Source organism: Snodgrassella sp. M0351 (assembly GCF_016100575.1).
Lineage (GTDB): Bacteria > Pseudomonadota > Gammaproteobacteria > Burkholderiales > Neisseriaceae > Snodgrassella > Snodgrassella alvi.
Genome location: NZ_JACFSG010000001.1, coordinates 15,461 through 28,413, shown reverse-complemented (window position 1 = coordinate 28,413; position 12,953 = coordinate 15,461). Strand labels below are relative to the sequence as shown.

Below are 12,953 nucleotides of genomic sequence, written 5' to 3'. Positions count from 1 at the left end.
TGTATTATTCAATATAGGGTCCGGGTAAAAAATTTATTATAAAATCAAATCCAGCTAACGATAACCAACTTTTAACTGCCGGTTATTTCTCCCTTATTAAGATTGATACTTTCATTCAGTTGAGTAAATTCAGGAAATCACACCGGCAATAAGACCAATTAACCAGTAAGCTTATATACTGAAAAATTTTATCCGGATATCTGAAACACACCGATATTATGAACACAGCCACCATTACCAGCCTGATACAGCGCCGGCGTCTGCAACGCATGCGATTACTGGCTACCAGTATGCTGATTATTGCCTGTGTTTTATTTGTTTTAAGCTGCCTGCTGCAAAAACAATATCCGGCTCTGGTCTATCTTAAAGCATTTACCGAAGCCGCTATGGTAGGTGCACTGGCAGACTGGTTCGCAGTTACTGCCCTGTTTCGCCATCCCCTTGGTCTGCCTATTCCTCATACCGCAATTCTGCCTCAGAAACAGGAAAGAATCGCCAATGAATTCGGACGTTTTATTGAAAATAATTTTTTGCAGGATAAAGCAATTGCTGGACGCATCTACCGTATGCATCCGGCCAGCAGAACCCTGCAATGGCTATGTGCTCCGCAAAATCAGCAAAAATGGCTGCCTGCTCTGACCAGCCAGATTCCGCTGCTGTTAAATACCGCCAGTGCCCGTGAAGTAGCCGGATTTTGCAGTCAGCTGCTAAACACCCAGTACAGCGGTGCACGTCTGGGCAAAACACTGGCTAACTTTCTTCATTTAATCCATAAACAAGGTATTGATACACTGCTGATACGATCTTTACTGCAACAAATACGCCAATGGCTGCAAAACGAACAGACACGGGCACAACTTGAAAAAAGTCTGTTATCTTGGGTAAGTAAAATTGAAAAAAGCGATCCCAGTACTTGGGATAAATTTAAGGCTTCGCTGAAAACGACACTGACTGCACGTATTGATGACTGGGTCGCCGGCAAAGCACTCGATTGGGCAGACTCCTATATAGATGCGGTATTGGCGAACCCGAAGCATTCTTTCTGGCGCGCCTGCCGGAAACAGCTTCTCGTTACCGAACGCAAATTACGTCGCAGCCGGAGCTGGCACAGACGGCTTGCGGCCGGACGGCAGCAACTGCTGCGCTCTACAGCATTGCAACAAAGCATAATGGATTTATGGGATAGTTTTGTGGCATGGAGTGAACACGACACCAGCCAGAGTAATTCATGGTGGCAGCAACAGCTCGGCCGGTTATCTACCCATATACAGCAGCAAGCCATGCAAAACCCGCGATTTATGCAGCGTCTGGATACCCGAATTACATTGTGTGCAAAACTCATCACTCGCCAGTATAAAAATCGCGTCAGTCAGTTCATTGCCGATAAAGTCAAAAGCTGGGACAGTAAACAAATGGTTGATAAACTCGAATTGAGTGTCGGGCGTGATTTACAGTTCATTCGTATCAATGGCACGCTTGTTGGCGGTTGCATCGGTCTGCTTATTTATATTGCATCTCAATGGATAGCCGCCTGAACATACATAAAATTACATTGAGTTAAAAAATTAAATTTATTCAAAGATTCATTTATATTTTTTAAGATATAATAAATTACATTATTTCAGCCATTCAGGCACTCCCATGCATTATCGTGACAAATCTCTTTTCTTCTTAGCCCTGTCCTGTCTTATTTCTACAATTCGTGCCCAGCCACAACCAGAAAATACAGAAGCGCATACAGCAGAATTAAGTCCGGTAGTGGTGGTCGCTTCCAAACAAAGTACCTCGGGAGTTGAAGTAATCAACCCCAAAACAGCCCTTCAGCCTTTACCCGCACAGGACGGTGCTGATTTACTTAAATCAGTTGCAGGAATGAGTGTCACGCGTAAAGGCGGTAGCTCCGGTGATCCCCTGCTACGCGGTCTGGGCGGTTCGCGCCTGCTGATCAGTGCTGACGACCAGTTTGTACTGGGCGGCTGTCCCGGACGTATGGACCCGCCCACCTCCTATCTGTTTCCGGCCAGCTACGACAGAGTCATTATTACCAAGGGACCACAAGCGGTTAATCAGGGGCCGGGAATGATTAGCGGTTCTGTACGTTTTATCCGTGATGAAAAACCACTATCTCAGCCCACTGCCAAATTAGACAGTGCCTTTACAAAAGGATCATTCGGGCGCAGTGATGCTTATATCGACGGTACACTGGGTAATCAGTACGGCTGGCTTCGGCTCAATGCCAGTCACAATGAGTCTAAAGATTACAAAGACGGTAATGGAGACACCATTCATTCTGCATTCAAACGCAATAATCAGATGGCTCAGGCAGCTCTTACCCCATTTACTGACACCCTGCTGGCTGTACAATATGAACACAGCACCGGCCATGCCCGCTATGCCGACCGCAGTATGGATGGTACCCAGTTCGACCGCCATGGCTGGTCAATGAAATTGCGCCAGCAAAATATCACCAACTGGCTGAGTCAGCTACAGTTTGAATATGGCCGCAGTAAAATCGACCATGTGATGGATAATTTCAGTCTGCGTACTCCTGCACCGATGAAAATGGTTTCCGGTATGAGCAAAATGGCATCGGATATGCCCAATATGAATGGTATGCATACCACCATGCCGGTACGCCGCATGTATTCAGTAATGAATCCTTCGCGTGAAATAAAATCAGCTAAATTGTCAGCACAGATAGAGCTGGGAAATACACACAGTGAAATCGGTGCAGACTGGCAGAATGATGAAGTCAGCACCCGACCTATGGTAATGAGTACCAATAAACAGCAGGCAGAAAATTATTACAAACTGCCCTTTATCTGGAACCAGACTTATAAACGTCACGGTGCCTATATTCAGAGTGAATGGAATATAAATGATAATAACAGTCTCTTTGGCGGTTTTCGTCATGACTGGACCAGTACCCTATTTAATCCGCAGAAAAATGCCATTGCCTCAAAGTATTTGCACCAGCATCAGGGACTGAATGCCGGCTTTATCCGTCTGGAACACCGCAACAATAAACTAACCAGCTATCTCGGCTATGGTATTGCCGAGCGTGCTCCTGATTACTGGGAACGCAGTAAAGCCAACGGCGAAAAATTGCGTAAGGAAACCAACCATGAAATCGATGCCGGTTTAAGCTATCAGGGTAACAGCATCAGCAGCTCAATTGATATTTTTGCAGGACAAATCAATGATTTTATTCTGATTGAAAGCATTAACAGCAAAAATTCAGCCCGTCAGATAGATGCGCGCCGCTATGGCTTCGAAGCCAGAACCAACTGGCAGTTCGCACCACACTGGAATCTTGGCGGCAGCCTCGCCTATACCTATGCCAGTAACCGCAGTGATAAACGACCACTGGCACAAACCCCGCCACTGGAATGGCGTACTTACCTCAACTGGGAAAACGAGCATTTCAGCGCCGGTGCCTTGTGGCGTGTTGCGACCAGTCAGCACCGCTATGCCAAAAATCAGGGCAACATTGTCGGCATGGACTTAGGTCGGAGCAGCGGCTTTGGAACACTGGCATTAAATGCCGGCTGGAAACCCGGTAAAAATATGCTGGTACAAATCGGAATCGACAATGTCTTTAACAAAACCTATGCCGAAGCAGTAAATAAATCTGCTTATGATTTTGATACCTATTCCGTACAACAATACCGAGTTAACGAGCCAGGACGCACACTGTGGGCACGAGCACAGATTAAATTCTGATAAATATTTCTTACCAAAGAAAAATAAAAACCCCGCAATGCGGGGTTTTAAATCACAAAACCGAACTACAGTAACAATAAATTATCGCGCTTTGGAGTGCAGCAACTTCTGTTGCTGACGCAAACGCCAATATTGCTGTTGCTGTTTCGGAGTCAGAATCTGATAGATATCATGTTCGCGTTTTAACTGTAAAAAATCATAATCAGCACGTGCCTGTTGCTGTTCAGCCCAAAGACGCTGTTCCTGTGCAATCATATTTTTAGCTTTAACATCATCAAATTGCTTATTTAATACTAGATTTTTACGCTCCTGTTGCAAATTAACCAGAATCTGACGATTTTCATTGCTCATAAGCGGACGCTGGCTGGCATACTGATGATCAATTTTCTGTACCAGTGCCCTTTGCTGATTACTTAAATTCAACTGAGGCAAAATTGAATGTGGATTTACCGGACCCAAAACCGGTTTCTGCTCATGCACAACCACTGTTTCAGTTTCAGTGACTACTGCTGTCGGCGGCTGTTCTGTTCCGGCAGCAGCAAAAGCACCCATACTCATTGAAGACAAAGCAGCAAGCGTTACTACACGGATAAAAGTTTTCATAACACAACTCCTTGTTATTTGAGTTAAGAATACATTCATATTTAACAAACAGTATTTCATAGTAGTATGTAAAATCATGAATATAATTGAAATTAATTAGTAAACAATTTTATTAATTCTTTAAAAAACAGCACCCGTCCCAGGTGCTGTTTTTTAGTGCTGGTCAGATTTACTTTTTATCCGGCAACGCATAAGCAATTACATAGTCACCAACATCATTTGAATGGCTGGTACCACCGGCTGAAATAACCACATACTCCTTACCGGTTTTCGGAGAGACATAAATCAGCGGAGCAGCAACCGAACCCACTGGCAGGCGTGCTTTCCAAACTTCCTTACCAGTTTTGGCATCTATTGCACGCAGATAATAATCCTGCGTACCTGCAAAAAATACCAGACCGGAGGCAGTGGCTGTCGGACCACCCAGCGTAGGCATACCAATCGGCATTGGCTGTTTTGTCTTAATATTCAGAGGTCCGGTATCCTGAACTGTGCCCATTGGCACCTGCCATACTAGCTGCTTGGTGTTCAAATCAATGGCACTCAGCGTACCAAATGGCGGCTGCTGACATGGTACACCCAGCGGAGATTGCAGAATGTCGATTTTCACACCGCCATAAATACCGGCAACCTGCGGCCGAATCGTACCCATAAATCCCGGTACTTCATCAGTAGAAACCTTGAACTGTTTTGCCTCCTCACGGGTAACCAACTGCATACGCAGTGCCATGCGCATATCGTTCACAAACATCAGATTCCGTGATTCATCAATTGAGATACCACCCCAGTTCATGCCGCCAAGCAGACTTGGCCATTCAATATACGGCTGTGCACTCGGTGGCGTAAACCGGCCTTTGTATACAGAATTCTTAAACAGAATACGGCAATATAACTGGTCAAACGGTGTGATACCCCACATACTGCGTTCAGTCAGAGGCTCATTACCAATATTGGGCATACCTACAGAATCAGGCTGCGTAGCAGACAAATGTTCACCTTCGGCTGCCGGAGCTGTAGGTACAGGGCTTTCCACAACTTTAGTGACAAATTCACCGTTTCGCCGGTCAATTACAAAAATCTGCCCGGTTTTAGTAGTTTGAATCAGAGCAGGAATTTTCTGGCCTTTATCATTGGTAACATCATACAGTACAGGTTGAGAAGGCAAATCATAATCCCATACATCATGGTGAACCAGCTGACGTACCCAGCGTAATTTACCGGTGCTGGCATCCAGAGCAACCACTGCTGCCCCGAATTTTTCCTTAATATGATTGCGGTCACCACCCCAGTAATCCGGCGGTCCATTGCCGGTTGGTAAATAAACCAGATTCAGTTCTTTATCATAAGTAGGAATAGTCCAGACATTAGGTGTTTCAAGTGTGTAATTCTGACCGGGCTTAGCCAGACCTTCAGGTTTACCAATATCCCATGTCCACACCAGCTTACCGTCACGTACATCAAATGCCCGTACCGCACCAGATGGTTCACCGTGAACAATATCGCGAACCCAGCCGCCTACAACAGTTAAATGTCCCATCATTACCGGCAGAGAAGTCGGATGATAGCGCTTACTGTTTTCAGTCGGCCCCATATAAGCCTTGAGATTCACATAACCATTGTCACCAAAACCCGGACATAACGTCCCTTTATCTGCATCCAGAGTAAACAGACGTGCATCCACTGTAGATACAACAATTCTGCGCCGGCATACAGACTGAGTATAAGCGGCTTTTTCAGCATTGGTTAGGCTATCATCCTTATCCATATCATAATAGCCTACCCCGCGGCAGGTTACATGCTCCGCAGTACGTGCTTTAGGATCAAAGCGCCAGATTAGCTTACCAGTATCCGCATCAATTGCAGATACCAAATTTTCCGGTGTGCATGAATACAGCTTGTCACCAATCTGCAATGGTGTATTTTCGTCTACACCGATTGCTTTACCGGAAGTACGGCGACCAGTATGAAATGTCCATGCTACCTGCAGATTACGCACATTATCCGGATTTATCTGGGTATACGGCGCAAAGCGGGTACCGCGCTGATTTCTGCCAAAAAATGCCCAGTCAGACGGATTTTGAGCATTTTCATGTGCCGCATCAGCATTCTCACTGATATTAACCTGATTACGAATCTGACCATGCGGATAAAACGACGCAATCAGCGTGGCCAGTAAAGTCAGAAATATAACAACACCGCTAAAATTATAAAAACGGCGGCCGGAAGCTGAAACACCCTGATAGCCACTGCCTGACCACAAAGTCATCATAAGAAACAGTGCAGGTATAACCAGACGCGGCATCAGAGCCCAATAAGTTAACTCCGTTGCATCTGTTAATGCCCAGATTAGCGTTGCCACAAACACTGCCAGCGAAAACAAGGCAGTATAAGACTTACGCAAACCAACCATTATCGCAAGTACCAGATAAGCAATACCAGCCAGTAAATAATAGCCGGAACCGCCCAGTATCAATAGCTTAATTCCGCCATAGCCTAGCGCCAGACCGCCAGCCAGCAATATCAATACAAGCAGCCAGCGTGGCAGATTACGCCAGCAACTTCCTGAAGAACCAGACATCAACTACTCCTAACCTGAATGTGTGAATAAATATTACTAACCAACATGCAAAGTACATAAAACTTTACTTATCAGGCAGCAATATTTTTAAATTATTTAAAATTAGTTATTTATAAATTAATAAATACAAAAAGATACTTTAAATAAACATAAATAAATTAAAATTTACAAAGTAACTAAATTATTAACCTTTAAATAAGCCATTGTCAAAAAATTAACACTCAGTTTTTTAATACAGGAGGGATACTCGAATAATGTACTTATCTCAGTACAATCCGAGTTTTATTCACATACAACAAAATATGTTTCTGCCGGAAAGAAGTTAACTTCTTATGCATTGAATCATTATAAAAACAACAGACATGAAAAAAGCGAAATTGCGGTATTAAGCAATTTCGCCTAAAAAAGCACCCGTAACGATGCCGATAAATAAAATTAGCAATCAGGCTTGTGCAGTCAGCGCGGCAACGGCCGGTAAAGTCTTACCTTCAAGAAACTCCAGAAATGCCCCGCCACCGGTACTGATATAACTGATATCATCAGTAATACCAAACTGAGCAATTGCAGCCAGCGTATCACCGCCACCGGCAATTGAATAAGCATCACTATCAGCAATTGCCTTTGCCAGCACCTTAGTACCATGAGCAAATGCAGCAAATTCGAATACACCTACAGGACCATTCCAGACAATCGTTTTTGCCTCTTTCATCATCTCAGCCAGTCTCTGTGCTGATTGCGGACCAATATCCAGAATCATATCGTCTTCGGCCACATCGGCTACGTTTTTAATTTCAGCAGCTGCATCAGCAGCAAAACGTTTGGCTACCACCACATCAACAGGCAAAGGAATATCACCGCCCTTAGCAGCTATCTTAGCCATAATCTGCCGTGCACTATCAACCAGATCAGCTTCAGCCAGCGATTGCCCTACAGGCAGTCCCTTTGCCAGTAGAAATGTATTGGCAATTCCGCCACCTACAATTAAATGATCCACCTTATCGGCCAGACTTTCCAGAATCGTCAGTTTAGTTGATACTTTACTTCCGCCCACAATAGCCACTACCGGAGCCTGCGGATTCTGTACTGCATGAGTTAACGCTTCCAGTTCAGCTGTCAGCAGCATACCGGCACAGGCCAGCGGTGCAAATTCTGCCACTGCGGCTGTAGATGCTTCTGCACGATGTGCAGTACCAAAAGCATCATTAACATAGACATCACCAAGCGCAGCATAAGCTGCAGCCAGAGCTTGGTCATTTTCCTTTTCGCCGATATTCAGACGAACATTAGGCAGCATGATTACATGTCCGGCCTGCAACTGTGGTTTGTGTTCACGCCAGTCTTCTGCCACACTGACATTCTGACCTAATAATTCTCCTAATCGCTTCGCCACCGGAGCAACACTGTCTTCCGGTTTTGGAGCGCCGGCTTTCGGTCGTCCCAGATGTGTCAGCACCACAACTGCTGCACCCTGCTGCAAACAAAAACGAATCGAAGCTAAAGAAGCACGAATACGCGTATCATCAACAATAACACCATCTTTAATAGGCACATTCATGTCTACCCGAATCACAACGGTCTTGCCAGACACATCCTGATCAGCTAACTTTTTAAACAACATGGTTGAGTTCCCGCAATAAAAAACGCTGATAAATTTGTTATATCACTCCGTACCTCCCAAAGAATGACAACATCAGCGCATCACAAACAGATAAAATAGTTATAAATCACAAAAAGCTTGAAAAACTTTGAATTATCTTATAATTTACCCATAGGGTAAAGTCACAGACAGGATAAAACTGCGCGTACTTAACCAGTCCCATCACATAATTTATTTAATTGCAGTACACACATACTACCGAGGTACAACATTATGACTCTTGCTTACTGGTGTGTTTTAATAGCCATGCTTCTGCCATGGATTGCAGCATCTTATGCTAAAAAAAGTGGTGGTTTTAAAGCTGATGATAATCATCAGCCCCGTGAATTCATGGCTAAAGCACAGGGTAAAGCTGCACGTGCTAATGCTGCACAGCAAAATGGTTACGAAATATTTGCACCTTTCGCTGCTGCGGTCATTATTGCCCATGCAACTGATAACGCTGCCCAGTTCACCATTAACTTCTGGAGCGTATTGTTTATTCTCAGTCGCCTAGGTTATTTTTATTGTTACATTAAAGATAAATCTTTTGCCCGTTCATGTATCTGGGGAGTGGGCGTTATCTGTATCATTGCGCTTTACATAGCTGCAATCTGAATACAATACTGGCAAGTAATTTTGATAATTCAATCTGCAATAAAGGGGTAGTATATGAGCAAACAATCAGGTTCATGTCTTTGCGGCAAAGTTAAATTTTCTCTGGAAACAGATAATCACTCACTGAGTGCCTGCCATTGCAGCACCTGCCGCAAATGGAATGCAGGTCCGCTGATGACGATTATGCATAATGGTAAGATTCAGTTTGAAAATACAGAATTCATCAAAAATTACAATTCATCAGAATGGGCGGAACGCGGATTTTGCTCAGAATGCGGTACTCATCTGTATTATCACTTAAAAAATAGCGACCAATACTACATAGCCGCATGGACACTTAACCAGCCTGACGCCCTGGATTTCAATCTTCAAGTTTATATTGATAACAAACCGGAATGCTATTCTTTCGCCAATCAGACACATAACCTGACCGAGGCTGATATTCAGCAAATGATAGCAGAGCAGCAGAAATAATCGCGGCCGGATTAGTCTATCCAACAGTTCTTATCCGAATAAATAACTATATTGTTTTATTTAGTTTAATTGCGACCATTCAAGCGGTATGCATTATAGATTAATAACGCATTATAGATAGAGTTTATCTAAATAAAAATAGGAATTGGAGTTGGTATGAATGTAATTAAAAAAAGCTTTTTAATTGGTATTTGTTTGTTGAGTTTCACAGGTGTTGCCGCTGCAAAAGATATAAAGCAAAGAAATATCACTCAGGAAGAAGAAAATCGTACACTAGTTATCAATTTTTACAATAACTTTTTTAATAAACATCAACTTGCTGAGGCAACAAAAACACTGGCTGAAGATTATAAACAACATAATCCTTATGTCGCTGATGGTAGAACACCTGCGATTACTTATTTCGAAGATTTCTTTAAACAAAATCCGCAATCAAGTGCCATCATAATTCGTTCATCTGTGGAGGGCGATATAGTATGGTTACATGTCCATTCTAAAATCAATGAAGATGATCTTGGTAAAGCAGTAGTTGATATCTTCCGAGTTAAAGATGGAAAAATAGTTGAGCATTGGGATGTGATTCAAAATGTACCAGAGCAGGCAGAAAATAATAATACGATGTTTTAATGATTAATCCGACAACTTATAAGCGCCTTAACGGCGCTTTCTTCGTTCAAGCAAAAACAGACCATATATATTTAATATATAGTCTGTTTTCAATTGGATATTCAGTGAAATTAAACTGTATTACATACGCTCAACAATCATTGCAATACCCTGACCGCCGCCGATACACAGCGTAGCCAGACCGAACTGAACATCTTTTGCCTGCATACCATATAACAGACTTACCAGAATGCGTGTACCACTGGCTCCAATCGGATGACCAATCGCAATCGCACCACCATGGATATTGGTCTTATCCATATCAAAATGCAATTCGCGGCCTACTCCGAGGAATTGTGCAGCAAAAGCTTCATTTGCCTCAATCAAATCAATATCAGTCAGTGCCAGACCGGCTTTCTGCAAAGCTTTCTGTGTCGCAGGTACAGGTCCCAGCCCCATCAGTGCAGGGCTTACACCAGCACTGGCATAACTGCGAATACGTGCCAGAGGCTGTAATCCGAGTTCTTTTGCTTTGCTTTCCGCCATCACCAACACAGCAGCAGCACCATCATTAATTCCTGATGAGTTGCCGGCAGTCACTGTTCCATCGGCACTGAATGCCGGTTTCAATTTAGTCAGTGCTTCAGCAGTTGCCTCTGCCCGCGGATATTCATCACGCGCAAATACAGTATCACCTTTACGTGATTTAATTGTTACGGGCACAATTTCTGCATCAAATACACCGGCTGCAACCGCCTGCGCAGCCAGCTGCTGAGAACGTAAAGCCAGCTCATCCTGTTCCTGCCGGCTGATCTGATATTTCTGTGCAATATTTTCAGCAGTAATCCCCATATGATAATGATTGGTAGCACAGGTCAGCCCGTCGTATACCATAGTATCAATTACCTGCTGATTACCCATACGATAGCCCCAGCGTGCACGGCTATCCAGCAGATATGGTGCCCGCGTCATATTTTCCATACCGCCGGCTATCACTACCTCTGCATTCTGCGCGGCAATAGACTGAGCGGCCAGTGCTACCGTTTTTAATCCCGAACCGCATACTTTATTAACAGTATACGCTGGTACACTATCAGCCAGTCCGGCTGCCAGGGCTGCTTGTCGTGCCGGATTCTGTCCCAGCCCGGCCTGCAGCACATTACCCATCACTACTTCATCAACCAGCCCGCTTTCAACACCGGCACGGCTTAAAGTTTCAGCAATAACCAGCTTACCCAAATCTACTGTGCCTACACTGGCCAGCGAACCATTAAAGCTGCCTACAGGTGTACGTGCTGCACTGACAATAACTGCATTTTCCATATTTAACCCCTAAATCTGACTGTTACCAGCCTATAAACCACGCTGGCTGATTGCCATTTCACGGAAATCTTCAGCCACAGTAAATTCAGCCTGAGTTTTAGCCTTAATTGTTTCCAGATCAACGCCTGGTGCATGTTCCAGTAAAACCAGTTGTCCGTCTTTAAAACCAAACACAGCTAATTCAGTAACAATCAGATTAACTTTGTTTTTTGCTGTTAGCGGTAAAGTACATTCTTTCAGAATTTTGGATTCACCATTTTTAGTACAATGCTCCATACCAATAATAACCCGGCGCGAACCGGTTACCAGATCCATTGCACCACCCATGCCCGGTACCATTTTGCCCGGCACCATCCAGTTTGCCAGATTTGCCTGCTGATCGACTTCAAGACCACCCAGTACACAAGCATCAACATGGCCGCCGCGAATCAGTGCAAATGAAAATGCACTGTCAAAAGTACAACCGCCGGCAGCAATACCACATGGCTGACCACCTGCATTCACCAGATTAGGATTGGCTTTTTCAGGGTCCAGTGCAGCCAGACCGAGAAAACCGTTTTCAGACTGTAAAGTAATATGAATATCTTCCGGTACATAATTGGCTACCTGAGTTGGCAGACCAATACCCAGATTCACCACATCCCCGTCATTGAATTCCAATGCAATTCTGCGTGCAATTAATTCTTTTGCATTCATGGTGACTCTTCCTTTATTCCGGATAAACAATATAATCAACCAGCGCTGCCGGTGTAGTCGCCGCATCAGGTGAAATCTCACCCACTTCAACCACATTGCCAGCTTCAACAATTACCTTTTTCGCAGCTAGAGCAACCAGCGGATTAAAATTCTGAGCAGACAGTTCATACACCAGATTACCCAGCTTATCTGCCGTTTTTGCTTCCACAATGGCCAGATCGGCCTGTAATGGCAATTCAAGCAGGTATTCCTGTCCGTTTACCGCGATTTTCTGTTTGCCTTCTTCGACAATTGTTCCCAATCCGGTAGGTGTCAGCACACCACCTAGACCTGCACCGGCAGCACGAATCCGCTCTGCCAGCGTACCCTGCGGTACCAGTTCAACTTCAATCTCACCGGCAATCATTTTCTTACCGGTTTCCGGATTAGTACCGATATGCGAAGTAATCACTTTTTTGACACGATTATTCGTAATCAGCGGGCCGACACCGGTTTCTGCAAACGCAGTATCATTTCCAATAATAGTTAAATCCTTAACCCCTGAATCCAGAATAGCCTGTACCAGTCTGGCGGGCGTACCGATTCCCATAAAACCGCCAAACATAATGGTCATTCCATCCCACAGATGATTTTTCACATCCGCTAAACTGAGCTGTTTTGTTTTCATACTCTTCTAACCTGAGATAAACCAAAGAC

Annotated in this window: 11 protein-coding genes; 5 read left to right on the top strand and 6 right to left on the bottom strand. The window is 44.2% G+C overall.

Annotated features, from left to right (window positions below; genetic code table 11):
* The first annotated feature begins 218 nt into the window (after positions 1-218).
* Together H3V01_RS00120 and H3V01_RS00115 are read left to right on the top strand one after the other, a co-directional pair.
* Complete coding sequence (locus H3V01_RS00120) at positions 219-1,535, top strand: DUF445 domain-containing protein (protein WP_198185555.1); 1,317 nt, start codon at positions 219-221, stop codon at positions 1,533-1,535.
* Between the two features lie 106 nt (positions 1,536-1,641).
* A complete protein-coding gene (locus H3V01_RS00115; RefSeq protein ID WP_198185553.1) occupies positions 1,642-3,723 on the top strand; it encodes a TonB-dependent receptor domain-containing protein in 2,082 nt (693 codons plus the stop codon).
* 81 nt (positions 3,724-3,804) lie between these two features.
* On the opposite strand, the gene H3V01_RS00110 is transcribed toward H3V01_RS00115, so the two are convergent.
* The 3 genes from H3V01_RS00110 to H3V01_RS00100 all read right to left on the bottom strand — a co-directional run bounded on the left by H3V01_RS00110 (position 3,805) and on the right by H3V01_RS00100 (position 8,522).
* A complete protein-coding gene (locus H3V01_RS00110; RefSeq protein WP_198185550.1) occupies positions 3,805-4,326 on the bottom strand; it encodes a Spy/CpxP family protein refolding chaperone in 522 nt (173 codons plus the stop codon).
* Positions 4,327-4,495: 169 nt separating this feature from the next.
* Positions 4,496-6,904 carry a membrane-bound PQQ-dependent dehydrogenase, glucose/quinate/shikimate family gene (locus tag H3V01_RS00105; RefSeq protein WP_198185548.1) on the bottom strand — a complete coding sequence of 803 codons (2,409 nt, stop codon included), beginning with the start codon at positions 6,902-6,904 and terminating at the stop codon, positions 4,496-4,498.
* Positions 6,905-7,346: 442 nt separating this feature from the next.
* A complete protein-coding gene (locus tag H3V01_RS00100; RefSeq protein WP_198185546.1) occupies positions 7,347-8,522 on the bottom strand; it encodes a phosphoglycerate kinase in 1,176 nt (391 codons plus the stop codon).
* Between the two features lie 252 nt (positions 8,523-8,774).
* Here H3V01_RS00100 and H3V01_RS00095 point away from each other — a divergent pair, with 252 nt between their 5' ends.
* The 3 genes from H3V01_RS00095 (at position 8,775) to H3V01_RS00085 (ending at position 10,259) form a co-directional block, all read left to right on the top strand.
* Complete coding sequence (locus tag H3V01_RS00095) at positions 8,775-9,158, top strand: MAPEG family protein (protein ID WP_025329980.1); 384 nt, start codon at positions 8,775-8,777, stop codon at positions 9,156-9,158.
* Between the two features lie 54 nt (positions 9,159-9,212).
* Positions 9,213-9,632, top strand: coding sequence for a GFA family protein (locus H3V01_RS00090; protein ID WP_198185544.1), 420 nt, complete (start codon positions 9,213-9,215; stop codon positions 9,630-9,632).
* A gap of 156 nt (positions 9,633-9,788) precedes the next feature.
* The gene (locus H3V01_RS00085; RefSeq protein ID WP_198185542.1) at positions 9,789-10,259 is read left to right on the top strand and encodes a nuclear transport factor 2 family protein; all 471 of its coding nucleotides are present in this window, start codon (positions 9,789-9,791) and stop codon (positions 10,257-10,259) included.
* 120 nt (positions 10,260-10,379) lie between these two features.
* Here H3V01_RS00085 and H3V01_RS00080 read toward each other — a convergent pair whose 3' ends face one another.
* The 3 genes from H3V01_RS00080 to atoD are packed head-to-tail and all read right to left on the bottom strand — an operon-like array spanning position 10,380 to position 12,924.
* Positions 10,380-11,561 carry an acetyl-CoA C-acetyltransferase gene (locus tag H3V01_RS00080; RefSeq protein ID WP_198185540.1) on the bottom strand — a complete coding sequence of 394 codons (1,182 nt, stop codon included), beginning with the start codon at positions 11,559-11,561 and terminating at the stop codon, positions 10,380-10,382.
* 30 nt (positions 11,562-11,591) lie between these two features.
* The gene (locus H3V01_RS00075) at positions 11,592-12,257 is read right to left on the bottom strand and encodes a 3-oxoacid CoA-transferase subunit B (protein ID WP_037392084.1); all 666 of its coding nucleotides are present in this window, start codon (positions 12,255-12,257) and stop codon (positions 11,592-11,594) included.
* Between the two features lie 13 nt (positions 12,258-12,270).
* The gene (gene atoD / locus H3V01_RS00070) at positions 12,271-12,924 is read right to left on the bottom strand and encodes an acetate CoA-transferase subunit alpha (RefSeq protein WP_198185538.1); all 654 of its coding nucleotides are present in this window, start codon (positions 12,922-12,924) and stop codon (positions 12,271-12,273) included.
* Positions 12,925-12,953: the final 29 nt, after the last annotated feature.

What these genes read in the sequence shown, in the direction of transcription:
- H3V01_RS00120 (WP_198185555.1), top strand. Translation starts at nt 219, where the DNA reads ATGAACACAGCCACCATTACCAGCCTGATACAGCGCCGGCGTCTGCAA.
- H3V01_RS00115 (WP_198185553.1), top strand. Translation starts at nt 1,642, where the DNA reads ATGCATTATCGTGACAAATCTCTTTTCTTCTTAGCCCTGTCCTGTCTT.
- H3V01_RS00110 (WP_198185550.1), bottom strand. Translation starts at nt 4,326, where the DNA reads ATGAAAACTTTTATCCGTGTAGTAACGCTTGCTGCTTTGTCTTCAATG.
- H3V01_RS00105 (WP_198185548.1), bottom strand. Translation starts at nt 6,904, where the DNA reads ATGTCTGGTTCTTCAGGAAGTTGCTGGCGTAATCTGCCACGCTGGCTG.
- H3V01_RS00100 (WP_198185546.1), bottom strand. Translation starts at nt 8,522, where the DNA reads ATGTTGTTTAAAAAGTTAGCTGATCAGGATGTGTCTGGCAAGACCGTT.
- H3V01_RS00095 (WP_025329980.1), top strand. Translation starts at nt 8,775, where the DNA reads ATGACTCTTGCTTACTGGTGTGTTTTAATAGCCATGCTTCTGCCATGG.
- H3V01_RS00090 (WP_198185544.1), top strand. Translation starts at nt 9,213, where the DNA reads ATGAGCAAACAATCAGGTTCATGTCTTTGCGGCAAAGTTAAATTTTCT.
- H3V01_RS00085 (WP_198185542.1), top strand. Translation starts at nt 9,789, where the DNA reads ATGAATGTAATTAAAAAAAGCTTTTTAATTGGTATTTGTTTGTTGAGT.
- H3V01_RS00080 (WP_198185540.1), bottom strand. Translation starts at nt 11,561, where the DNA reads ATGGAAAATGCAGTTATTGTCAGTGCAGCACGTACACCTGTAGGCAGC.
- H3V01_RS00075 (WP_037392084.1), bottom strand. Translation starts at nt 12,257, where the DNA reads ATGAATGCAAAAGAATTAATTGCACGCAGAATTGCATTGGAATTCAAT.
- atoD (WP_198185538.1), bottom strand. Translation starts at nt 12,924, where the DNA reads ATGAAAACAAAACAGCTCAGTTTAGCGGATGTGAAAAATCATCTGTGG.